Source organism: Vibrio profundi, assembly GCF_043642225.1.
GTDB classification, from domain to species: Bacteria; Pseudomonadota; Gammaproteobacteria; order Enterobacterales; family Vibrionaceae; genus Vibrio; species Vibrio profundi_A.
In genome coordinates this window covers 41,271-65,776 of the sequence record NZ_JBHZSF010000014.1, presented here as the reverse complement: position 1 = coordinate 65,776, position 24,506 = coordinate 41,271, and the positions used below count along the sequence as shown (strand labels likewise).

Sequence of the window (24,506 nt, the reverse complement as noted above, 5' to 3'; positions counted from 1 at the left end):
ATGCTGGCGTTTTTTTATGCGTCAATTTTGGTGTGAGCAGCAAACCGCAAAATAGCTTCGGATTAGGGGTTTACATCAAACCGTAATAAAGACACTATGAAATAATGAAAAATTAAAGTGTAAAGCCCAATTTACAGGGCTGTAATAGGTTGAGGAAGCAATGGCAGGAAACAGTATCGGACAACACTTCCGTGTGACGACATTCGGAGAAAGTCACGGTATCGCACTAGGATGTATCGTTGACGGGTGCCCACCAGGACTAGAAATTACAGAAGCTGACTTACAGAGAGATTTGGACCGTCGCCGTCCGGGTACTTCTCGTTATACGACCGCACGTCGTGAAGCTGATGAAGTGAAGATCTTGTCTGGTGTCTTTGAAGGGCAAACGACTGGCACTTCAATTGGTCTATTAATTGAAAACACTGACCAACGCTCAAAAGATTACTCTGAGATTAAAGACAAATTCCGTCCAGGCCATGCTGATTACACTTATCACCAGAAATACGGTGTACGTGATTACCGTGGTGGTGGCCGTTCTTCAGCTCGTGAAACCGCAATGCGTGTTGCTGCGGGTGCCATTGCTAAGAAATACCTAAAGCAAGAGTTTGGTGTAGAAATCCAAGCTTACTTGTCGCAAATGGGTGATGTTTCAATAGATAAAGTGGATTGGAACGAAATAGAAAATAATGCATTTTTCTGTCCAGACGCAGACAAAGTACCTGAATTTGACCAGATGATCCGTGATCTTCTGAAAGAAGGTAACTCGATTGGCGCTAAAATTCAGGTTGTAGCAACTAAAGTTCCAGTTGGACTTGGTGAGCCAATTTTTGACCGTTTAGATGCTGACATTGCACACGCTCTGATGAGCATTAACGCGGTGAAAGGTGTTGAAATTGGTGATGGCTTTGATGTCGTGAACCAAAAAGGCAGCGAACACCGTGATCCTCTAACTCCTGAGGGTTTCACAAGTAACCACGCTGGTGGCATTCTTGGTGGTATTTCAACAGGTCAAGATATCGTAGCAAGCATTGCGCTTAAGCCAACTTCGAGTATTACTGTCCCGGGTGACACTATTACTAAAGATGGTGAACCGACTCAACTTATCACTAAAGGTCGTCACGACCCATGTGTAGGTATTCGTGCTGTGCCAATTGCTGAAGCGATGCTTGCAATTGTATTGCTTGATCACCTGCTACGTCACCGAGGCCAAAATTTTGGTGTGACGACTGAAACTCCAAAGATTTAAGTTATCTTTATATGAAAATAGCGCCTAAGTGGCGCTATTTTTTTGCATGAAATGTGGTGGAAGTAATTCTGCTAACTCCTGCCAAATGACCTTGCTAGCTTTTGTCCTAGCGCTTCTCCCTAAGCACACCAATTGGATTGGTGCAGTATCTTCAATCCGATATTCGGGAAGTACTTCGACTAATTCGCCATGCTTGATCTCTTGCTCAACAAAGTTTGGGTCAATCATAGCAATACCTAACCCATCTTTTAGCAATTCGACTAGCGCTCTTGCGTCATCGCTGGTTAACACGCCTTGAACTTGAATAGATTCAATCGTGTTGTTTTCAGATTTGAATTGCCAGCAATCATGTACATATGTTTTGTTTTTAAACACTAAACATTGATGCTGAATGAGATCAAAGGGGTGGCTTAGCGAAGAAGCTGAACGCAGATACTCAGGGCTTGCCACCAAACACCATGACTTGTAGCCGATGATTCTTGCGACCATTGGAGAATCAGGTAGATGACCAATACGAATAGCGATATCAATCTTATCATCCAGTAAGTCGACATTGTTGTCGTCAAAGCTTAAGTCCAACTGGATATCAGGGAAACGAGTGATGAGACTTTTGATGTGCGGGAGTAAATATCGCTGGCCAATAAGAGTGGAACAGCTAATCCTGACAATGCCACTTGGTTCAACCTGCTGCTGAGAGATAAATTCGTCAACGTTGCTCATTAAACTGGGTAAAGCGTCGGTGATCTTTAAAAGGCAGTTGCCGCTTTCAGTGAGTGCCAACTTACGAGTTGTCCTTTGAATCAACCTTTGACCCATGATGCTTTCTAGTTGCGCGATTTTCTTACTGACAGATGGCCGAGGTAATTGCAGTTGATTGGCAGCGGCTTGAAAACTGCCCAATTGAGCGACGAGTCGAAATACGACTAAATAGGGCAGTACTTTATGAGTATCTAAGTTATTGGTATCCATTTGGCACTAAACTGTTACCTAATTGGTGTCTTATTGAATATTTCACTTTCCATTATTCTTGTGTGAAATTCAACCAAGGAGATGGAGTTATGGGACTCAACACATATTTGATTACAGGTGGTACGGCGGGAATCGGGCTTGCAACGGCGAAGCAGCTAGTCCAACAGGGACACCACGTGGTGATTACGGGAAGGAATGCTGAGAAATTAGAAAAAGTGGCCGCGGGATTAAGTGGCGATGTCACTGCAATTTTATGCGACAGCGAAAGACATGAAGATACGCTCGCGCTAGGAAAGCGGTTACAGGAAAAAGGCATTCAACTAGATGGTGTGGTGTTGAATGCCGGTGTGTATTTTCCTAACCCGTTTGATTCAACCACGTTAGACGAGTTTGAGCATACGATGAATATTAACTTCAAAGCCCCGTTTTTCACACTGCAATCGCTGCTGCCTGTGTTAAAGCTTTCGAGTAGTGTTGTGATGGTATCTAGCCTTGTGGTTAATAAAGCGTTCGCCGACTCATCTATCTATACCGCAAGTAAAGCGGCACTCGAAGGGCTGGTGGCGACGTTGAATCTAGATTTAGCCGATAGAGGTATCCGAATAAATAGCGTGAGACCTGGGGTAACGGCAACCGAAATTCAGAAAAAGGCGGGTATGTCAGCAGAAGGCTTCGGTGAACTTCAAGAAGCGATGACTTCAACGCCACTTGGCCGGATACTAGAAGTGTCTGACATTGTCCCTTCAATAGAATTTCTTCTTTCAAAAGGGTCGCTTGGCATGCGCAATGCGGTGCTCGATATTGACGCCGGGCTAGGTTTGTAAGTGATAGAAAGTACTCAGGTGCAAGCAGTTTGCACCTGAATAGAAATGTAGCTAAGGGTTAGTGAATCGACCCCTCATTTTCCAAGTGGAACGAAGGTAAACGCCATTTAAAGCGGACAGCGGCCATTCTTAGTGTGTAGCCAACCACCAGTGTCACAATGGTGCTGGTGACGTCGTTGATGCCAAACTCTAATAATGCGAGGTATAAACCCGAAGCGATGAGTGCAATTGATGCATACAGTTCTTCGTGTAATACCAGCGGTGTTTGGCGGCAAATCAGGTCTCTTAACAGGCCGCCGAATACACCTGTGACTAACGCAGACACCATACAGATCCCCGGGTGTAGCCCCATGTTCAATGCGACTTTTGTACCTATGATGCTGAAAACGATAAGACCCAATGCATCTAAACGGATGAAAAGTCCTTTTAGCTTAATCACCCATTTTGCTAATCCGGTTGTGATAACGCCAGCTACACAAGTGATGGCAAGAAACTCGGGGTTCTCAACCCAACCAAGCGGATAGTGCCCAAGCAAAATATCTCGGACAGTGCCTCCACCAATAGCCGTTGCACTTGCAACGAGCATAACTCCAAACCAATCCATTTTTTGTTTACCAGCACTTAATGCGCCAGTCATGGCTTCAGCCGTGATGCCAATGATATACAAAACACTTAACAGCATTGCGTTATCTCGAAAGAAAGATCTATAAAACCTAAAGGTAATATTTGTAGGATATAAAAATGAAGCGAGAGTGTAGTGGGAAAACCAGTGTCTGACGAATGAAAATTAGTACAATGAAAGCAAGTTTCAGATTAGCAAAAGTAATACTTGGTCAATAAGTAGGGCTTTACCTTAAGAATAAAAAAAAGCAGAATGCCTGCGTTATCCGTCACCCTTGTTTAAGTGCTATGACTCATCAATACCAAGACATCATCAAAATCTTTAACGACACCTTTTTTGCATCATTTAATACAAAGCTGGAATTAGGTGGCGATGAACCTATTTACTTGCCTGCGGATGCAGACACTCCTCATCATCGAATCATTTTTGCTCGGGGTTTTTATGCCTCTGCACTGCATGAAATAGCCCATTGGTGTGTCGCTGGTCCGAAGCGCAGATTATTAGAAGATTTTGGCTATTGGTATGAGCCAGATGGACGCACTGAAGCCGTTCAAGCTGAGTTCGAGAAGGTAGAGATTCGCCCTCAAGCTTACGAATGGATCATAGCGAAAAGTGCAGGCTTTCCTTTTACGGTTAGCTGTGACAATCTACACGGCGATTTTGAACCCGACCGCTTAGCGTTTATGAATAAAGTACATAGTGAAGTCATGACGATTTTAGAGCAGGGGATCCCTGAGCGTGTAAAAATGCTGTCAGACGCGCTTCGTGGTTATTATCAAGTTGAGCCATTGTGTGCTAGCCAATTTATCGTGAAATAAGAGAAGAACATGATTATAGAATTCGAAGAAAAACTACTAGAACTTATCGATGCACGTATTGAAACCGCTTCTGACGATGAGTTGTTTGCTGGTGGCTATCTACGTGGACATATTTCTCTTTCCGTTGCTTCATGTGAAGAAGAAGGCATTGAAGATTTAGCTGAAGTGAAATCCCGAATTGAACAAAGTTTGGAAGAAGCTCGCTCTGAGCTGACACCTGCTGACCGCACTATCGTGAATGACTTGTGGGTTGAGCTACAAAACCTAGCTTAACGAAAAACGAAGTGCGATCGCATTCGTTCAAATTTTTTGAATAAGTTAGTAAGATTTTTCTCGTTGTTCAGAAGTGTGGCTAAGTTATTCTAAACACACTTAAAGAAAACGACGACGAGGGATACACCATGAAAGTTATCGCATTTGGAGCAAGCACAAGCTCAACATCAATCAACAAAGCACTAGCAACTTATACAGCAAACTTGATTGAAGGTGCTAACGTGAAGGTCTTAAACATTGCCGATTACAATGTGCCAATGTTTAGTGAAGATACTGAGAAAGAAATCGGCCAAGCAGAAGGTGCGCAGGCATTTTTGCGTGATTTATCTGAAGCCGATGCATTTGTTATCTCTTTTGCTGAACATAATGGTCACTACCCTGCGGCTTACAAAAATTTGTTCGATTGGGCGACCCGCATTGAGCGTTCAGTATTCGGTGAGAAGCCTGCTATTTACCTGGCCACTTCTCCGGGGCCTGGCGGCGCTCAAACGGTGCTAGGTGCGGCAGTAGGTTCTGCTCCTTACTTTGGCGGTAACGTTAAGGCTTCAGTTTCAGTCCCTAGTTTCTACGATAACTTCAGCTTTGAAACAGGCAGTATCACGAACGAAGAGATTGTTACACAGTTAAAAGAAGCGGTAGCTTCTATCTAATAGCCATCTCTAGTCCGAATGAAAAAAGCCCGAAGAGAATGTTCTCATCGGGCTTTTTGTTATTTGGAAGCTAGTCCTTTTGCGATTGTTTATCTGCTACCCAACCTGCTGTTAAGGCTTTACCTTTGCGAAGACGCCTTACCCACATTCGACTCGGGTGAAGCGCCTCTAAAACATCAGCGGGAAGCGGTAGTGGATCGCCACAGATTTGTGATGCCAGAACTTCTGCAAGTAAAGGGGCAGAACTTAGGCCACGAGAGCCAAGGCCAATAAAGCTGTATAAATTTGGGTAGCTTGAGATCGGTTTTACATCTGATTCTTTCGCATTGTGTAAATTTGAGTATTCTTCAATAATCGATTCGAAGTGACCTACGTTACCGACAAATGGAAGATGGTCACGGCTAACACTGCGAATTCCTTGTCTTGATAGATTGTCACTCGTATCGACATCATTAGCCCACGCTTGTTGAGGTAAACACGCAGCAAGCCTTTCACCATTGTGCTTTTGAACTTGAGCATCAAACTCTTGGTTTATATTGCTTTTGTCGTAGTTAGCGCCAATACAGTGGTGGCCATTGTTTGGGTTGTGAGGCGTTAAGTAACCATCAAAGCATAAAACCGTCTTAAGCTTACTAAGGTTTTCGGTGGTCGGTATGTGGCTGACTTGCCCTTTGACCGGTGTTAACGGAATACGTTTAGTCGGCTCTAATTCACTGAACTTATGGCCATTCGCAATGACAACTTGCGAGTGTGTGCGGGTTTGAATGCCTTCAGGAGTTGAGATGGATAGTTCCCAATGCTGTTTTACGTCGTTCCATTGAATGGAATCCACGTGGTGCTGATAATGAACACTAACGCTTGCCTCAGCTTCAAGTGTATCAAGTAAGCCTTGGGTCAGTTGTAGTGGGCTAACCCAACCGCCAAGTGGGAAGTGGACACTTTCCATATCGGTGTCTAACCCAACAGTCTGGTTAGTCTGTTCTTCATTTTGTCGACAAATGAGCTCTGGGTTGAAACTTCCGGATAACATCCGTTTTAGTTTTTTACGCGAGCTGTCGTTCCACATTAGGATATTGACGCCGCACCACTCATGGTCGAATGCGATTTTTTCTGCCGCCTGGTTAATGAACTGTCGTGCGAACAGTAACCCTGGGCCAAACACTCGAGACACGTTGGATGTAGCTTCGCTCAGAAGTGGGTAAATCGCACCTTGATTATTGCCCGATGCGTTACCAGCTGCTTGTTTATGTTCGCTGTATAGCGTAATTGTTTTTCCTCGGCGGCTTAGGGTTTTCGCTAGTGCAGCACTGGCAATACCACCTCCGATAATAGCGATGTCATCCGATTCGATTGGCTTAGATAGAGCATACCAAGGCTTGATATTGGTATAAGGGGCTTTATCCCCTAATCGACCCGCGATCATTTCTCGTTTCGTTCCGAAGCCTTTCACTTTTTTCATTTCAAAGCCAGCTTCGATTAACCCTCGGCGAACAAAACCAGCGGCCGTAAATGTCGCGCAGCTACAATCTTGCTTCGCGAGTTTTGCCATACCATTGAATAAATTTTGGTTCCACATCTCTGGGTTTTTGCTCGGAGCAAATCCGTCAAGAAACCAAGCATCAACCAGCCCCGTTTCTGGGGTGGGAACGTTAGGCATGCAATCTTTGATATCACCAAACCATAAATCAAGTGTGACCGCGCCATCGCCTAATACGATACGGTGACATTCAGGGAGGGCGATTGGGTAATGCTGTTGCAGTTGTTCGGCATACTGTGAAAGTTCTGGCCAAGCTTGATGCGCTTTGATTAGGTCTTCTTTGTTTAAAGGGTACTTTTCGAAACTAATGAAGTGCAGCTCTTTGACTTCAGAGTCAGGGTTTTCTTTTCTAAAAGCATCAAACCACTGCCATACCGCAAGGAAATTGAGCCCAGTGCCAAAGCCTGTTTCCGCAATAACAAAGCGTCGTTGTTCGTGATCTAACCAACGCTCCGGAAGGTGGTTTTGCTTTAAAAACACGTAGCGTGTCTCTTCCAAACCGTTCACGTTAGAGAAGTAAACGTCGTCGAATTGGTCGGAAACTGGGGTGCCAGCATCATTCCAGCCAAGCTCTGCGTTGGTAATTGAAGTCATAAAATCTATCATTTTGTGATTTGGGGCGATATGTTAGGGGGGATTGTACGAATTTCTGGGAAAGCTGACCACTTTTGTTATGCTTCTTAGTTATCATCTAGCTGAATTTTGAATTATAGGAATGTCACATGAAACGAGTCGTAATCACCGGTATGGGTATTGTTTCAAGTATCGGTAACAACGTCGAAGAAGTTTTATCGTCTTTAAAAGCAGGTAAATCAGGCATCACAGCTTCAGAGCAGTTCAAGGAAAATGGCCTTCGCTCTCAAGTTTGGGGTAACCTAAAAATGAACCCTGCTGAGCACATTGATCGCAAAAAAATGCGTTTTATGGGCGATGCGGCGGCGTTTGCTTACCTATCAATGGAACAAGCGATTGCGGACTCTGGCCTGACTGAAGAACAAGTTTCAAATGACCGTACTGGTATTGTGGCTGGTTCTGGTGGGGCATCTTCACTTAACCAAGTGAATGCGGTTGATATTCTACGTGAAAAAGGCGTTAAGCGTGTTGGTCCTTACATGGTTCCACGTACTATGGCGTCTACGGTTTCTGCTTGCTTGGCAACTCCTTTTAAAATCCGCGGCGTAAACTACTCAATGAGTTCTGCATGTGCAACTTCTGCACACTGTATTGGCCACGCGATGGAGCTTATCCAACTAGGTAAACAAGACGTTGTATTCGCTGGCGGTGGTGAAGAACTAGATTGGTCACTGACTATGATGTTCGACGCAATGGGCGCTCTATCTACTAAGTACAACGACACTCCAGATCAAGCATCTCGTACTTATGATGCTGACCGTGACGGTTTCGTAATCTCTGGAGGCGGCGGCATGCTAGTTATCGAAGAACTTGAGCACGCTAAAGCACGTGGCGCGAAAATTTACGGTGAAATCGTAGGTTACGGTGCGACTTCAGATGGTTACGACATGGTAGCTCCATCAGGTGAAGGCGCAGTTCGTTGTATGAAGATGGCGATGCAAAACGTTGAAGGCGTGGACTACGTGAACACTCACGGTACTTCTACTCCAGTAGGTGATGTAAAAGAGCTTGGCGCGATTCAAGAAGTATTCGGTGGCAACAGCCCTGCAATTTCTGCAACGAAAGCAATGACAGGTCACGCACTAGGTGCAGCTGGCGTTCATGAAGCTATTTATTCAACGCTAATGCTAGACAATGGTTTCATTGCACCAAGCATTAACGTTGCTAACCTTGACGAAGCTGCTGCTGGTCTTGATATCGTGACTGAAGCACGTGAGCAAGAGTTAACCACGGTTATGTCTAACAGCTTTGGTTTCGGTGGTACGAACGCAACTTTGGTTATCAAGAAGTACCAAGACTAAACCTCGATTTAAATTGAAGGTTTCCAGAGCTTGATCGGCGCTCGTTTTTATTAACGGCTGATCGAACAGACGCAGACTCTGTCTCCTGGAGAGCGAGACAGGATCCTTTTGTTCTGGATATTTGCCCGGTTGTGTATTCAACCGGGCATTTTTCTATCTAAAGCTTTCTAAGTGCAATGGATTAGCACTCGACACGCCTAGTCATTTTCTGCACAATCATTTCAACGCTAAAACTAGCCCCTCTATTGAAAGCATTATGAAAATTCTTATTGATGAAAACATGCCTTACGCTGAGCAATTGTTTAGCCAGTTAGGTGAAGTAGAACTGAAGTCAGGGCGCACTCTGACCGCTGATGACCTTGTTGATGTTGATGCATTGATGATTCGTTCAGTCACTAAAGTGAATGAACAGCTGATTAGTAAAGCGAATAAACTTAAGTTTGTTGGTACAGCCACAGCGGGTATTGACCATGTGGATCAGGCGCTGCTTAAAGAACGCGGGATTTTTTTTACTGCCGCTCCAGGTTGTAACAAGGTCGGCGTCGCTGAATATGCGTTCAGCGCGATGATGATTTTAGCTCAACAACACGGCTTCTCGGTATTTGATAAGACCATCGGTATTGTTGGCGCAGGCCAAGTTGGCAGCTACTTAGCGAAGTGTTTAGAAGGCATCGGCATCAAAGTATTGCTGAATGATCCATTAAAGCAAGCTGAAGGGGACACTCGCGAGTTCACCGAGTTACCGGTACTTTTGAAAGAAGCCGATATCATCACGCTTCACACCCCAATCACCAAAGATGGCGAGCACCCAACTCATCATTTGATTAATGCGGATGTTTTAGAAAGCTTACGTTCTGAGCAAATTCTGATTAACGCCGCCCGTGGACCTATCGTTGATAATGAAGCCTTGAAGCAGCGTTTATTGAAAGATGACGGTTTTATCGCTGCACTTGATGTTTTTGAATTTGAGCCAGAAGTGGATATGGAACTGCTGCCATTACTTGCCTTCGCTACACCGCACGTTGCGGGTTACGGTCTTGAAGGTAAAGCTCGTGGCACCACCATGATTTTTAACAGCTATTGTGAATTTTTAGGTGACGATAAGCGTGCGCAAGCAAGTGAATTATTGCCTATCGCGCCTGTGCCTCAAGTGAAATTAGATAGAGCTTGGGACGAAGCAACACTGCACAATTTGACTCAGTTGATCTATGATGTGCGCAAAGACGATGCGTTGTTCCGCCGTAATATCGCGACTCCGGGTTCATTTGACAAGATGCGCAAAGAATACTGGGATCGTCGTGAGTACAGCGCTATCGAGTTATCAGGCGATGAAAGCTGTAATTTAGCGCCATTAGCTAAACTCGGTTTTATGGTAAAGCCAACTTTATAAAAGAGAGAAACAATGAGCCAAGAATTTAATATTGCTATTTTGGGTGCGACTGGTGCGGTTGGTGAAACCATTATCGAAGTACTTGAAGAGCGTAAATTCCCTGTCGGTGAACTGCACTTACTAGCAAGTGAACGTAGTGAAGGTAAAACGTACCGCTTCAATGGTAAGACGGTAAAAGTGCAGAATGTTGAAGACTTCGATTGGTCTCAAGTACATATTGCTCTTTTCTCTGCTGGTGGCGACCTTTCAGAGCGTTGGGCACCAATTGCAGCTGATGAAGGTGTAGTGGTAATCGATAACACTTCTAAATTCCGCTACGAGTACGATATTCCTTTGGTCGTACCGGAAGTAAACCCAGAAGCGATTGCTGAGTTCCGTAACCGCAATATCATTGCAAACCCAAATTGCTCAACAATCCAAATGCTTGTCGCACTTAAGCCTATTCATGATGAAGTTGGCCTAGAGCGTATTAATGTATCCACTTACCAGTCTGTATCAGGTGCAGGAAAATCTGGTATTGATGAGTTAGCGGGTCAAACGGCAAAATTGCTTAATGGTACTCCAGCTGAACCATCAGCATTTTCAAAGCAAATCGCATTCAACTGTATCCCTCAAATTGATGAATTTGCAGAAAATGGCTACACGCGTGAAGAAATGAAGATGGTTTGGGAAACTCAGAAAATCTTTAATGATTCATCTATTACAGTGAACCCAACGTGTGTTCGTGTACCTGTCTTTTACGGTCATGCTGAATCATTACATGTTGAAACTCGCTCTCCAATTGGTGCAGAGCAAGTGGCTCAATTACTCGAAAATACGGATGGTATTGAAGTCTTCCACGGTCAGGATTTCCCAACGCAAGTGGGCGATGCTGGTGGAAAAGACCACGTAATGGTCGGTCGTATTCGCAACGATATTAGTCACCATAGCGGTATCAATATGTGGGTTGTCGCAGACAATGTGCGTAAAGGTGCTGCAACGAATGCGGTTCAAATTGCCGAAGTATTGATTCGCGACTACTTTTAATTCGCGAAGTTTATAAAAATAAAGCCTCACATATATGTGAGGCTTTTTTAATCATCCTTTCAAAATCACAGCGATATAAGGGCTCATTGCCTGTAATAATGGTTGCTGTGACACATTTTTTGTCTTCATTCCTATAGTTTTGCGTCATTTATCCGATATATTTAATAGATCGTCACTTTTATTCGTACCAAGCACTTAACTGAGCCTTTTATGCGTCAAATTTTCAAGCGTTTGTTAATGCCATTAGCGTTAGTAGCCGCGACTCAGATTTCCATTGTTCGTGCAGATACCATTCGCGTTGTTGGACCGAATGGTCAGATTCAGACGTCTCCTACATTTTCTGAACCTGTTCAAAGAGCACCCCAACAAGAAGTAGCCACCACCGAACCTCAAACAACGCCCCAAACGGTTGTACAGCAAACTGAGCCGTCTCGCTTTTATGGGCCAACTAGAGGTGATGAAACATTATGGTCGATTGCTACCAAGTTAAGACCGTCGAACAATGTGTCAGTTCAGCAAACCTTGTTTGCTATCTATCGTTTAAATCCTCAAGCGTTCGAAAACCAAAATATTCATAGCTTACTACCTTCAAGTAATTTGCGAGTGCCTTCATTGGCGCAGGTAAGAAGCACTTCTACTGAACAGGCAGTAGCAGTTATGAATTCTCACTTGGCTAAGCTTAATACTCCTTCTGTTACGCGTCCTTCTGCGGCTCAGCCTCAACCTGTTCAACCTAAGCCAGCAACGACCAAGCCGCCAGTGGTGTCAACGGCTGAAAGTAAAACAAGCTCTGCTGTTCAACCCACTCCTAAGCCGATGATGCCTAAGCAAGGCGAAATGAATGCGTTAGAGGCCCAATTAGAAGTTTCTGAAACAGAATTGTTAGCACTTGAAGAGAAAAACCATCAGTTACGTTTGATGCTTTCAAATGTCCAGTCAGAAGTGGACGTGCTAAAAGATGAGCTTGGTGATCAAGATAGAATTCGGATCGAGGTCGAAAAACTTCTAGCTGAAGAGCGAGAGAAAAAAGCTGAAATTCAGCGAATGGCTCCAAGCCAGATGGATAGCCTGCTCTCAAATGGGTGGGTTGTTGCTGCGTTGGCAATCATTCCAGGGCTACTAATTGGCTTGATCGTCGTACTTCTATTGGGTCGTAAGTCGAACAACGAAGACGAAGTTGAGCAAACTCAACCACAAACCAAGCCGGAAACCGCAGATGATATGCCGCCTATCACACTCGATGGTGATATGGATGGTATTGATGATGATCTATCGCTCGATGATGAGCTATTCGGCGATGATACAGACGCAGAAGCGCTGTTTAGTGATGACTCTGAAAATGCAGAAGATGATGTTTTTGCAGGGCTAGATGATGCGGATCTTGACTTCAACCTTGATGGTGATGACGGCGAAGACCCATTTGCAGGTATAGGGGACGATGGTGATCTCGATGCGGGCTTCGAAGACTTAGATAGCGCAAATGGCATTAGCGTTAACGGTGACGATAAAGCACTCGGGCTTGAGGAAATGGAGCGCGCGCTTGATGAAACTGCTGCAGATTCATCTGACTCCGGAGACGGCGACTTTGATCTATCTGATGACAGTGCGATGTCGGCTGACGATATTGAAGCTCTACTTTCCGAAGATGCGCCATCCGAAGACCTTGGTGCCGATGCATTAGACCAATCTTTCTTGGATGACTTGCTTTCTGAAGGTGATGACGATGATGATGAATTTGATATTGATTCACTGATTTCAGAGGAACAAGAGCCGAAGTCAGAAGAAGCTTCAACGGATGACATTGACGATATCTTTGCTGAAGTCGCTGAAAATTTAGTAACGGGTGCCGAAGAGGATGAGCTTGATACTGATTTTGACTTGAGTAGTGAAACCTTCGATTCAGGAATGGCGTCTGATGACGATATTGACAGCATTCTTTCTCAGTTCGATGAAGCGTCGGACGAAGAAGAGGTCGATTATGTCGATGAAGCAGAACCCCCAGTAACGCCTGAAAGTACGGACTTACTTGACGAATTGCTAGAAGATGAGTCCATTGACTTAGCCGAGTCGACGGATCTTCTGGAGGACGTGGTCGATGAAGCTTCATCAGTTTCAGAAGAGGAACATGAAGAATTCGATCCATTGGCAGAGCTAGAAGAGATAGCAGGCTTAACTTCTGAAGACGATATTGAGATTGAAGAAGACAGCACGGCAACACTTGATGAGCTACTTAATGGTGATGAAAGTGAAGACCTTACATTAGCTGAAAGCAGTACCGATCTGTTGGATGAATTGTTACTTGATGAGACTAGTGACAACGATAAGCTCGACATCTCTTTGGACAGTGATGAAACATTAGATGAACTATTGGGTGAAGAACTGTCAGGTGACACTGACGTTTCAGAAAGTTTGGACCCATTTGATGAACTCTTAACTGAAGGCATTGAAGACGTTGGTTCGTTTGATGAGCAGCTAGAGTCGGCAATTGACTCTAATGAAAGCGTAGAACCCTCACTGGCACTTGAAGAAGAGGCGATTGAAGAGCTGTTGCAAGAGAGCGAGCCTCAAGAGCAAGCCTTCGATTTAGAAAGGGATTCTCGAGATCCCGAAGATTCTGAATTAGCTGAACAGCAGCCGGTTGAAGAAGAGGTAGAGTTTAACAGCGAAGACTTTATCGATGATTTGTTTGAGGTTGCCCCTGAAACTGATGCGCTCTTAGATGACGTTCTTGGAGAACCGGAAGGCATCGATACTGCTGTTCAGGATGTTCAGGATGTTCAGGATGTTCAGGATGTTCAGGATGTTCAGGATGTTCAGGATGTTCAGGATGTTCAGGATACGAGTGACCAAAGTTCTTCAGACATTACTAATGAGGCTTCACAGCCAGAATTCGCGCCTTCTGAGGAAACCGAAGAAACGCCTGTATTCGAAGATGCACAGGTTGGTGATCTTACGGAACAAAGCGTTGAAGAGCCCGAAGATGAATCTGTGGAGGACTGGCTGTCCGAAGCAATTGATGACGTTGAATCAACTCCAGACTTCTCTGCAGATTTTGACTTCACTCCTGAAATAGAGGGCTCAGAGAATATTGAGCTTGATGAAGAAGAATTAGAGCCTGTTGTAGATGTTACAGCAGAGCCAGAAGAGGTAACTGTAGAGCAGGAAGAGGTCGAAGAAGCACAGCAGCCTGAATTACAAGAAGATAAACCTGAGCCTGTTGCCAATGAGTTTGGGGTTCCTCAAGATGATGATTGGCTGATAGATGATGAACCTTCTGCAGAGCAAGAAGTGGGTTCGGACAATATAGCGTCTGAAATTGAAGAACCTGAAGTAGCGGAAGCTGCAGTTGAAGAAGCCCCTCATACTGAAGACGACTTCGCAATTGACGATTTAGAGCTCCCAGAGTTTAACGAAGAAGACGCTTTAGCTGAGTTTGACGCTCAACCAGAAGCGGTGGAAGAGCCTCCAGTTTCACAAGAACTTGAGAGTGAAACACTAGACGCTGACGAGTTAGCACCTGAAGTTGAAGTGCCAGAGGTTGATACTCCAGAAGTAGCGGAAGCTGCAGTTGAAGAAGCCCCTCAGGCAGAAGACGACTTCGCGATTGACGATTTAGAGCTTCCTGAGTTTAACGAAGAAGACGCATTAGCTGAGTTTGACGCTCAACCTGAAGCGGTAGAAGAGCCTCCTGTTTCACAAGAACTGGAGAGCGAAACACTAGAAGCTGAAGAGTTAGCTCCTGAAGTTGAAGTTCCAGAAATTGAAGCGCCAGAAGTAGCGGAAGCATTAGTTGAAGAAGCCCCTCAGGCTGAAGACGACTTCGCGATTGACTATTTAGAACTTCCTGAATTTAACGAAGAAGACGCTTTGGCTGAGTTTGACGCTCAACCTGAAGCGGTGGAAGAGCTTCCAGTCTCACAAGAGCTTGAGAGTGAACCACTAGAAGCTGAAGATTTAGCTCCTGAAGTTGAAGAAGCCCCTCAGGCAAAAGATGACTTTGCGATTGATGATTTAGAACTTCCAGAATTCAACGAAGAAGACGCATTAGCTGAGTTTGACGCTCAACCTGAAGCGGTAGAAGAGCCTCTGGTTTCACAAGAGCTTGAGAACGAAACGCTAGAAGCTGAAGAAGCCCCTCAGGCAGAAGGTGGCTTTGCGATAGATGATTTAGAACTTCCAGAATTCAACGAAGAAGACGCATTGGCTGAGTTTGACGCTCAACCAGAAGCGATGGAAGAGCCTCCTGTTTCACAAGAACTTGATAACGAAGCACTAGACGCTGAAGAGTTAGCTCCTGAAGTTGAAGTACCAGAAATTGACGCGCCAGAAGTAGCGGAAGCAGCAGTTGAAGAAGCCCTTCAGGCTGAAGACGACTTCGCGATTGACGACTTAGAACTTCCAGAGTTCAACGAAGAAGACGCTTTGGCGGAGTTTGACGTTCAACCTGAAGCGGTGGAAGAGCCTCCAGTTTCACAACAGCTTGAGAGCGAAACAGTAGACGCTGAAGATTTAGCACCTGAAGTTGAAGTGCCTGAAGTAGCGGAAGCTGCAGTTGAAGAAGTCCCTCAGGCTGAAGACGACTTCGCGATTGATGATTTAGAGCTTCCTGAGTTTAACGAAAAAGACGCTTTGGCGGACTTTGACGTTCAACCTGAAGCGGTGGAAGAACCTCCAGTTTCACAAGAGCTTGAGAGCGAAGCACTAGACGCTGAAGAGTTAGCTCCTGACGTTGAAGTACCAGAAATTGAGGTTCCAGAAGTAGCGGAAGCGGCAGCAGAAGAAGCCCCTCAGGCAGAAGGTGGCTTTGCGATAGATGATTTAGAACTTCCAGAATTCAACGAAGAAGACGCATTGGCTGAGTTTGACGCTCAACCAGAAGCGATGGAAGAGCCTCCTGTTTCACAAGAACTTGATAACGAAGCACTAGACGCTGAAGAGTTAGCTCCTGAAGTTGAAGTACCAGAAATTGACGCGCCAGAAGTAGCGGAAGCAGCAGTTGAAGAAGCCCCTCAGGCTGAAGAAGAATTCTCGATTGATGATTTAGAACTTCCTGAATTTAACGAAGAAGACGCTTTGGCTGAGTTTGACGCTCAACCAGAAGCAGTGGAAGAGCCTCCAGTTTCACAAGAGCTTGAGAGCGAAACACTAGACGTTGAAGAGTTAGCTCCTGAAGTTGAAGTGCCAGAAATTGAGGTTCTAGAAGTAACGGAAGCTGCAGTTGAAGAAGCTCCTCAGGCAGAAGATGACTTTGCGATAGATGATTTAGAACTTCCCGAGTTCAACGAAGAAGACGCATTGGCTGAAGTAGCCGAAGATGTTGATTTAGATTCATTGGAGCAAGATTTACCTGAAGAATCAGCGTCTATAGATTTCGATGAAATTGAGTTGCCGGAGTATAGCGAGGAGGATGCGTTAGCTGACTCGTCTTCATCAGAATTTATTGGGGACTCTGAAGAGCCTATTGCAGAAGAACCTAATGTAGAACTGACAGAAGATGAGTTGCCTGAGTATGGTGAAGAAGAAGCGCTATCTGACGCGTTTTCTGAACCAGAAAGCTCTGTAGAGCAGCCTGAAACGGAACAATCCGATCAGGATGCACTACATGACTTATTCGCTAGTTCAGAAGATATACTTGATGATCCTGAATCAGAAGAGTTCGGTAACTTTGATGAAGCAGCGCTAGCGGAGCTTTTATCTGAAGATGTTCAAGAGAATATAGATTCTATGTTTGAACAGCCTCTTGATAATACTTCAATCGATAGTGCTGGGCTTGATATAGAAGCCATGCTTGAGGTGGGTGGTGAAGATTGGAATGGCTTTAGTTTATCACCTGAACAGCAGTCAAGTGTTGGTCACGATGTGCCTGCTGAAGAGCAAGAAGTCTGGGAATCAGCTAAACAACAAACCGAGCCAAAGCTCCAGGATGAAAACTGGAGTCATCAAGAAAACTTAACCGAACCAACTCCGAAAGAGAATCAATTCATGACTATTGATGAATTAATGGCTCAGGTGGAAGGAGAAGGCGAGGAATTAAATCTGGATGATGAGGCTCTGCAGCTAGATGTTGGATTAAATGAATTTCCGGATGTGATTGGCGACATTGGTGAAGTTGATGTTGATAGCAATGCAGAAGCGGCCGGAAAACTTGATTTGGCCAAGATTTACATCGAAATGAGCGATCCTAAAGGTGCGATCAAATTGCTAGAGGAAGCAATTGTTGATGGCAGTGATGAAATTAGGCGAGAAGCCAAAAACCTCATTGATACTTTGAATGGTCGATAAATATAAAAGGGTAGCATTTGCTACCCTTTATTTTTTCGGTGAGCTAGCTCAATTAAGGCGTTTAAGTATATACTTCGAGCCCCATTTTCAAAGAGAACAGAAACATGAAAATCGCTTTAGGTATTGAATACAACGGTACCCACTATTTTGGTTGGCAGCGCCAGCGAGATGTAAAAAGTGTCCAAGAAGAATTGGAAAAGGCTTTGTCAGTTGTTGCGAACCACCCTGTTGAAGTGCAGTGTGCGGGAAGAACGGATGCTGGCGTTCATGGCACAGGTCAAGTTGTTCACTTTGAAACGAATGTAACCCGAAAAATGGTCGCTTGGACGATGGGTGCGAATGCGAATATGCCAAAAGATATTGCGGTGAGATGGGCGAAAGAAGTCCCAGAAGAGTTTCATGCTCGATTCACTGCGACGGCTCGTCGTTATCGTTATGTCATTTTTAATCACGCACTTCGCCCAGGAATTCTGAATTCTGGCGTCAGTCATTACCACGGAGAGCTTGATGAGAAAAAAATGCATGAAGCTGGTCAATATCTATTAGGTGAAAAAGATTTCACCTCTTTCAGAGCGGCGCATTGCCAGTCGAGAAGCCCTTGGCGAAATATTATGCATCTAAACGTGACTCGCCATGGTCATTACATCGTGATTGATATTAAAGCCAATGCGTTTGTCCACCATATGGTTCGTAACATAACAGGGAGCCTTATCGCGGTCGGTAAGGGCGAAAAAGATCCAAGTTGGATAGAGTGGTTACTAGACGCAAAAAATCGAAAATTAGCCGGAGCAACAGCGAAAGCAGAAGGTTTGTACCTTGTAGATGTCGATTATCCCGAACATTTTGAACTGCCAAGAGAGCCAATTGGCCCACTGTTCCTACCTGATAATTTGAACTAAATGTGGGACTTAGGTTCAAAAAAAATACTAGTTAGGCAAGTAATATAGGTAAAGAAAATAGGTACAACCAGTTTTTTATCTACACTCGCTGTTTTATGTGGTTTAATCCCCACGCATAATCCCAAATTTTATCTTTCGCAATCAAGCGGAAGAGTATAGAGAAAAGGTCTTCCATGAGTTGGCTTGAAAAGATTTTAGAAAAAAGCAACATCGTAACTTCACGCAAAGCTTCTATCCCAGAAGGCGTATGGACTAAATGTACTTCATGTGAGCAAGTGCTTTACCATGCTGAACTAGAGCGTAACCTAGAAGTATGTCCGAAATGTGACCATCACATGCGTATGAAAGCGCGTCGCCGTTTGGAAACATTTTTGGATGCTGGTGAGCGTGAAGAATTAGGCTCGGATCTTGAGCCAAAAGATAAACTGAAGTTTAAAGATTCAAAGCGTTACAAAGAGCGTATTTCTGCTGCACAAAAGAACAGTGGTGAAACAGACGCATTAGTCGTAATGAAAGGTGAACTATTAGGTCTTCCTATCGTTGCATGTGCTTTTGAATTTTCATTCATGGGCGGTTCAATGGGCTCTGTTGTAGGTGCTCGTTTCGTTCGTGCTGTGGATGCAGCAATTGAGAATAACTGTGGTTTAGTTTGTTTCTCTGCAAGTGGTGGTGCACGTATGCAAGAGGCTTTGATGTCTCTAATGCAAATGGCGAAAACCAGTGCTGCACTTGAGCGTTTATCTGCAAAAGGTTTACCGTTTATTTCTGTTATGACTGACCCAACAATGGGCGGTGTTTCAGCAAGTTTAGCGATGTTAGGTGATATCAATATTGGTGAGCCAAAAGCGTTAATCGGTTTCGCAGGTCGTCGTGTAATTGAGCAAACTGTTCGCGAAGATCTACCGGAAGGCTTCCAACGTAGTGAGTTCTTACTGGACCATGGTGCGATCGATATGATTGTCGACCGTCGTGAGATGCGTCAACGTGTTGCTAGCTTAGTAGCAAAAATGACCAATCAAAAATCTCCATTAGTAGTTTCTGTGAACGATTCACCAAATGAAGCTACTTATGAAGTACCAGAAGCGTCCGAAAAAGGGTAAAGTACTTTCTAACAAACCAACTTAATTATGGTTATTAGTTAGATGAGTCAACAACCTATTCCTCAAGCCACATCGTCACTAGAGATGTGGCTTGATTATTTAACCAACATCCACACAAGCGCAATTGATCTTGGGTTAGACCGTGTTCAAGCTGTCGCAACCAAAGCAAACCTAACCAAGCCTGCCAAGCATATTATTACCGTCGCCGGAACCAACGGCAAAGGGTCAACCTGTGCTTTAATGGAAGCTATCCTTCTAGATGCTGGCTACTCTGTAGGTGTTTATAGCTCTCCTCATTTAATTCGTTATAACGAACGTGTCCGTATCAATGGACAAGATCTCCCAGATGTAAAACACACTCAAGCTTTCGACTTCATCGAAAAAGAGCGTGGCGACATTAGCCTGAGTTTCTTTGAGTATGGAACACTAGCGGCTCTGCGTTTATTCCAAACTGAACAGGTTGACGTAGTTTTGCTTGAAGTCGGGTTGGGTGGACGCTTAGACGCGACCAATATCGTTGATCATGATGTTTCGGTTATCACTAGCTTAGCGGTCGACCATGTCGATTGGTTAGGAGATGACATTAATGTCATTGGTTTTGAGAAAGCAGGTATCTACCGCAGCGGTAAGCCAGCAATTTGTGGCCAGCCTAAGCCGCCTGCAACGGTCGCGGCGCATGCAGACGATATCAAAGCGGAATTCTATCAAGTTGGTATTCAATACACCTATGAAGTGACTGGTTCGAAATGGAATTGGAACAGTGGGGCATTTCAGCTCACTGATTTACCGTTACCTAACCTACCACTGCCAAACGCAGCGACTGCTTTAATGGCACTTGGGACTTCGGAACTGGATATCAGTGATGTGAATGTGGTTAATGGGCTTAAGAATGCATTCTTACCCGGTCGTATGCAGAAAATTAGTGAACGTCCAACCATAATTCTAGATGTTGCTCATAATCCTCATTCTGCTGAATACTTTGTAGAGCAGATTTCTGAGAAGTATTCAGGAAAAAGCGTTCACATGGTAATGGCGATGCTCCACGACAAAGACATTCCTGCGACTTTAGATGTACTGTTTCCGATTGCGACTCAGTGCTACCCAGCCTCACTAAGTGGCCCTAGAGCCGCTTCTGCTGAAGAATTAGTGAAGAGTTTGCCTGCAGACACTGAAAAGTATGCTAATCCAGTAGAGGCTTTTGAAGCTGCGTTAACAAATGCAAGTGATGAAGATGTCATTCTAGTGGTTGGCTCTTTCCATACGGTAGGGGAAGTGCTTGATCACTGGGAAGAGAAAGGAAAGTAGATGGCAAGTAAATTTCAAAGTAGGTTAGTTGGTACCATTATTTTGGTGGCTGTTGGGGTTATTGTTCTTCCTGATGTGTTGGATGGTAAGAAGCTGCACTACAAAGAAGAATTTGCCAGCATTCCCATTAAGCCTGAGCTAGAGAGCGAAGTTGAAGTCTTTGAAGTGCTTGAGCCTGTCGAAGATGATATTGCTCTACCTGATGCTCCGGTAGAACAAACTATCGGTAATGATGAAATCAACACGTCGAACACGCAGTCTGACGCTGTGCAAGTAGCCGTTAAAGAAGTCGAAGAAAAAAATCAGTACCAAGATAGCGCATGGATCATTCAATTGATGGCCCTTAAAAACGCGGACAATGCGAAGAATGTGGTTAAGGATCTACAGAAACGTGGATACCAAGCACATACCAAGCAAGAAAAGTCATTTACGCGAGTCATTATTGGCCCTGATGTATCCAAATCTAAACTTGAGCGACAGATTAAGGAATTGGAAAAAATTACCGGTTCAAAAGGTCAATTGCTCAAATTTAAACCACTAAACCCATAAGAAAACGTTTGCGTCAGCATTTTTTCTGTTAAAATGCGCGCCAACTTAAGATGAAGAATTCATGAATTGGTTAGATTTTGTCATTTTAGGAGTGATCAGCTTTTCAGCTTTGATCAGTTTAGTTCGCGGTTTTGCTAAAGAAGCATTGTCGTTAGTCATTTGGTTTGGCGCATTTTTTATTGCTAGCCAGTACTACGCGAAATTAGCAGTGTACTTCACCAATATTGAAGACGACATGTTCCGAAACGGAGCCGCCATTGCAGCATTATTTGTTGCAACACTTGTTGTCGGGGCATTAGTGAATTATGTCATTGGGCAACTGGTTCAAAAAACAGGGTTATCTGGAACGGACAGAATTCTTGGAGTCGTCTTTGGCGGTTTACGTGGTGTTCTCGTGGTTTCAGCGGTACTGTTTTTTATGGATGCGTTTACTGCATTCCCAAGTTCAGAATGGTGGAAGAGCTCGCAATTGGTTCCTGAATTTAGCCGAATCATTGCGCCGTTCTTTGAGCATTTACAAGCAACATCTAGTTTCTTATCTGGCGCAATTTAGCGCCAGTTACTGTCGCAAATCGAGGATTAGGACATGTGTGGTATTGTTGGAATCGTGGGTTCAACGCCTGTAAACCAGTCTATTTATGACGCATTAACGGTATTACAGCATCGTGGCCAAGATGCCGCTGGTATTTGTACCATTGAAAGCAATCGTTTTCGTCTGCGTAAGGCGAATGGTTTAGTTAAAGATGTCTTTGAAGCAAAGCATATGCAACGCTTGCAAGGTAACGTGGGTATTGGCCATGTTCGTTACCCAACTGCAGGTAGTTCTAGCGCTTCAGAAGCACAACCTTTTTACGTGAACTCACCATTTGGTATCACACTTGCTCATAATGGTAACTTAACGAATGCAAACGAAGTTCGTGAGAAGCTATTCGAGAAAGACCGCCGTCATGTCAACACTACTTCAGATTCAGAAGTACTACTTAACGTATTGGCTCATGAGATTGATACGGTTAAAGGTAACGTAACTTCTGAAGATGTTTTCCGTGCGGTCGCAAATGTACACCGCACTATTCGTGGTGCTTACGCAGTTGTTGCGATGATCATTGGCCACGGTATGATTGCTTTTCGTGACCCACATGGTATTCGCCCACTTTGCTTAGGTAAGCGTGAAATTAATGGTCGCACTGAGTACATGGTTGCTTCTGAATCAGTTGCACTTGACGCGGTAGGCTTTGATTTTGTTCGTGATGTTGCACCAGGTGAAGCGGTTTACGCTACATTTGATGGTGAGTTATACACTAAACAGTGCGCCGATAACCCACAACTAAACCCTTGTATCTTCGAATTCGTTTACTTTGCTCGTCCTGATTCATTCATCGATAAGATTTCGGTATACAGCGCACGCGTTGAAATGGGTGAAATGCTTGGTAAACGTATTAAAGAAGAGTATGCCGATTTAGATATTGATGTGGTTATTCCAATCCCTGAAACTTCGAACGATATTGCACTTCGCATCGCACAAGCGATTGATAAGCCATACCGCCAAGGTTTCGTGAAGAACCGCTACGTTGGCCGTACGTTCATCATGCCAGGTCAACAGCAACGTAAAAAATCTGTTCGTCGTAAGCTAAATGCTATTCGCTCTGAGTTTAAAGGCAAGAACGTTCTTCTGGTTGATGACTCTATTGTTCGTGGTACTACGTCAGAACAAATCATTGAGATGGCAAGAGACTCTGGCGCGAAGAAAGTCTTCATGGTTTCAGCGGCTCCAGAAGTGCGTTTCCCGAACGTTTATGGTATCGACATGCCAAGTGCCACAGAACTGATTGCTCACGGTCGTGATAACGAAACTATCTGTAAACAGATTGGTGCTGACGCTCTTATCTTCCAGAAGTTGGATGATCTTATTAGCGCTGTTGGTTTAGGTAATCAAGATATCGCTCGCTTTGATACTTCGGTATTCAATGGCGAATACGTAACTGGCGATATCGATCAGAAGTACTTAGACTTCTTGGATGCATTGCGTAATGACGACTCAAAAACTGAACGTGAAATTGCACAAGATCTAGCAAACTTAGAGATACATAACGAAGGCGCTTAATCGCGATTTGTATAAAGTAAAAAACCAGAGCTTAGGCTCTGGTTTTTTTATATGTCGGTAATCTACTTCACATCGTGGCTTTTAATGGATGTGATAAGCAATGACGAAGTCGATGAACAAGCGAACTTTCTCAGGAAGATGATCTTTGTGGTTGTAAAGCATATAGATATCACGTGGGTTCGCGCTCCAGTCTTCTAATACCTGAACTAAGCTACCATCTTCAATGTACTCGCGGATCATGACGTCAGGCATCAAAGTAATGCCTAACCCCTCAGAGCATGCCTGACGAACTACATTCAGTGCATTAGCATTAAAGCGTCCTTTTTCAGTATTGATGACCGACTCGTCGTTAGAGTTTGTCAGCTGCCACTTGATTAACGGTGCACCTTTAAGTAGATGATGGTTGGCCAGCTCCTCAGCATGGCAAGGGGCAGGGTGCTTATCTAAATAGTTAGGACTAGCCACGAGTATATCTTTGACCGAACTGATCTTACGAGCGATTAGGCTAGAGTCTCGTTGAGGCCCTACGCGGAAAATGACGTCCCACTCGGTTGGATCAAGCTGGTCAGCTTGGTTGTTCATTGTGAGCTCGATATTGATATCGGGGTAAAGGTTCATAAACTCACTGAACATCGGCATCATCATGCGCTTGGTTAAGTTAGATGGCGCTGAAATTTTAATTTTACCTGAGGCACCTTTGCACTCATCTGTTAGTTCTTCGGCAGTTGAAGCAAGCCTTTGCAATAGAGGAGAGCATTCGTTGAAAAAACGCTCACCGGCTTCTGTCAACGAAAGTTTACGAGCATGACGATTCAATAACCTTAGGTTTAGAGAGTCCTCCAAGGCTTGTATGCGTCTGGTAATTGTTGCAACGGGGATCATCGTCTTGCGTGAAGTTGCGGTGTAGCTCCCATTTTCAACAACCAATCTAAACAGGTTTAAATCATCTAATTTCATACTTCTGGACACATTTTCTTACTA

At 44.3% G+C, this 24,506-nt stretch carries 19 protein-coding genes; 15 read left to right on the top strand and 4 right to left on the bottom strand.

Going from position 1 to position 24,506, the window contains the following annotated elements:
* Positions 1–160 precede the first annotated feature (160 nt).
* Entirely contained in the window at positions 161–1,246 is a 1,086-nt protein-coding gene (aroC, locus tag ACHUFI_RS18335) for a chorismate synthase (protein ID WP_394251752.1), read from the top strand.
* Between the two features lie 24 nt (positions 1,247–1,270).
* On the opposite strand, the gene ACHUFI_RS18330 is transcribed toward aroC, so the two are convergent.
* The gene (locus ACHUFI_RS18330) at positions 1,271–2,215 is read right to left on the bottom strand and encodes a LysR family transcriptional regulator (RefSeq protein ID WP_394251750.1); all 945 of its coding nucleotides are present in this window, start codon (positions 2,213–2,215) and stop codon (positions 1,271–1,273) included.
* An 89-nt stretch (positions 2,216–2,304) separates the two neighbouring features.
* Between ACHUFI_RS18330 and ACHUFI_RS18325 the strand changes: the two genes are divergently transcribed.
* Entirely contained in the window at positions 2,305–3,039 is a 735-nt protein-coding gene (locus ACHUFI_RS18325) for an SDR family NAD(P)-dependent oxidoreductase (protein ID WP_394251748.1), read from the top strand.
* A 58-nt stretch (positions 3,040–3,097) separates the two neighbouring features.
* On the opposite strand, the gene ACHUFI_RS18320 is transcribed toward ACHUFI_RS18325, so the two are convergent.
* Complete coding sequence (locus ACHUFI_RS18320; RefSeq protein ID WP_394251746.1) at positions 3,098–3,721, bottom strand: trimeric intracellular cation channel family protein; 624 nt, start codon at positions 3,719–3,721, stop codon at positions 3,098–3,100.
* 227 nt (positions 3,722–3,948) lie between these two features.
* Between ACHUFI_RS18320 and ACHUFI_RS18315 the strand changes: the two genes are divergently transcribed.
* From ACHUFI_RS18315 to ACHUFI_RS18305, 3 genes are all read left to right on the top strand, one after another.
* Positions 3,949–4,479, top strand: coding sequence for an elongation factor P hydroxylase (locus ACHUFI_RS18315; protein WP_394251744.1), 531 nt, complete (start codon positions 3,949–3,951; stop codon positions 4,477–4,479).
* Between the two features lie 9 nt (positions 4,480–4,488).
* Complete coding sequence (locus tag ACHUFI_RS18310) at positions 4,489–4,752, top strand: YfcL family protein (RefSeq protein ID WP_394251742.1); 264 nt, start codon at positions 4,489–4,491, stop codon at positions 4,750–4,752.
* A 128-nt stretch (positions 4,753–4,880) separates the two neighbouring features.
* A complete protein-coding gene (locus tag ACHUFI_RS18305; RefSeq protein WP_394251740.1) occupies positions 4,881–5,402 on the top strand; it encodes an NADPH-dependent FMN reductase in 522 nt (173 codons plus the stop codon).
* A 70-nt stretch (positions 5,403–5,472) separates the two neighbouring features.
* Here the strand turns inward: ACHUFI_RS18305 and mnmC are convergent, their stop codons facing one another.
* Positions 5,473–7,533 carry a bifunctional tRNA (5-methylaminomethyl-2-thiouridine)(34)-methyltransferase MnmC2/FAD-dependent 5-carboxymethylaminomethyl-2-thiouridine(34) oxidoreductase MnmC1 gene (mnmC, locus tag ACHUFI_RS18300; RefSeq protein ID WP_394251738.1) on the bottom strand — a complete coding sequence of 687 codons (2,061 nt, stop codon included), beginning with the start codon at positions 7,531–7,533 and terminating at the stop codon, positions 5,473–5,475.
* A 128-nt stretch (positions 7,534–7,661) separates the two neighbouring features.
* Here mnmC and fabB point away from each other — a divergent pair, with 128 nt between their 5' ends.
* The 10 genes from fabB to purF all read left to right on the top strand — a co-directional run bounded on the left by fabB (position 7,662) and on the right by purF (position 23,525).
* Complete coding sequence (gene fabB / locus ACHUFI_RS18295; protein ID WP_394251736.1) at positions 7,662–8,873, top strand: beta-ketoacyl-ACP synthase I; 1,212 nt, start codon at positions 7,662–7,664, stop codon at positions 8,871–8,873.
* A gap of 256 nt (positions 8,874–9,129) precedes the next feature.
* Positions 9,130–10,263, top strand: a complete 1,134-nt coding sequence (locus tag ACHUFI_RS18290) for a 4-phosphoerythronate dehydrogenase (protein WP_394251734.1) — start codon at positions 9,130–9,132, stop codon at positions 10,261–10,263.
* Positions 10,264–10,275: 12 nt separating this feature from the next.
* The gene (locus tag ACHUFI_RS18285; protein WP_137357661.1) at positions 10,276–11,289 is read left to right on the top strand and encodes an aspartate-semialdehyde dehydrogenase; all 1,014 of its coding nucleotides are present in this window, start codon (positions 10,276–10,278) and stop codon (positions 11,287–11,289) included.
* Positions 11,290–11,499: 210 nt separating this feature from the next.
* Positions 11,500–17,571: a FimV/HubP family polar landmark protein gene (locus tag ACHUFI_RS18280; RefSeq protein WP_394251731.1), complete on the top strand. Its 6,072-nt coding sequence runs from the start codon at positions 11,500–11,502 to the stop codon at positions 17,569–17,571.
* A gap of 104 nt (positions 17,572–17,675) precedes the next feature.
* Positions 17,676–18,470 carry a tRNA pseudouridine(38-40) synthase TruA gene (gene truA / locus ACHUFI_RS18275; RefSeq protein ID WP_394251729.1) on the top strand — a complete coding sequence of 265 codons (795 nt, stop codon included), beginning with the start codon at positions 17,676–17,678 and terminating at the stop codon, positions 18,468–18,470.
* A 173-nt stretch (positions 18,471–18,643) separates the two neighbouring features.
* Positions 18,644–19,570: an acetyl-CoA carboxylase, carboxyltransferase subunit beta gene (gene accD, locus ACHUFI_RS18270; protein WP_394251727.1), complete on the top strand. Its 927-nt coding sequence runs from the start codon at positions 18,644–18,646 to the stop codon at positions 19,568–19,570.
* 42 nt (positions 19,571–19,612) lie between these two features.
* Positions 19,613–20,875, top strand: a complete 1,263-nt coding sequence (gene folC / locus ACHUFI_RS18265) for a bifunctional tetrahydrofolate synthase/dihydrofolate synthase (RefSeq protein WP_394251725.1) — start codon at positions 19,613–19,615, stop codon at positions 20,873–20,875.
* Entirely contained in the window at positions 20,876–21,424 is a 549-nt protein-coding gene (locus ACHUFI_RS18260; protein WP_394251723.1) for an SPOR domain-containing protein, read from the top strand.
* 61 nt (positions 21,425–21,485) lie between these two features.
* A complete protein-coding gene (locus ACHUFI_RS18255; protein ID WP_394251721.1) occupies positions 21,486–21,977 on the top strand; it encodes a CvpA family protein in 492 nt (163 codons plus the stop codon).
* A gap of 33 nt (positions 21,978–22,010) precedes the next feature.
* Entirely contained in the window at positions 22,011–23,525 is a 1,515-nt protein-coding gene (gene purF / locus ACHUFI_RS18250) for an amidophosphoribosyltransferase (RefSeq protein ID WP_394251719.1), read from the top strand.
* A gap of 81 nt (positions 23,526–23,606) precedes the next feature.
* On the opposite strand, the gene ACHUFI_RS18245 is transcribed toward purF, so the two are convergent.
* Positions 23,607–24,482 (bottom strand): LysR family transcriptional regulator, encoded by an 876-nt coding sequence (locus tag ACHUFI_RS18245; protein WP_394251717.1) that lies wholly within the window; start codon positions 24,480–24,482, stop codon positions 23,607–23,609.
* Positions 24,483–24,506: the final 24 nt, after the last annotated feature.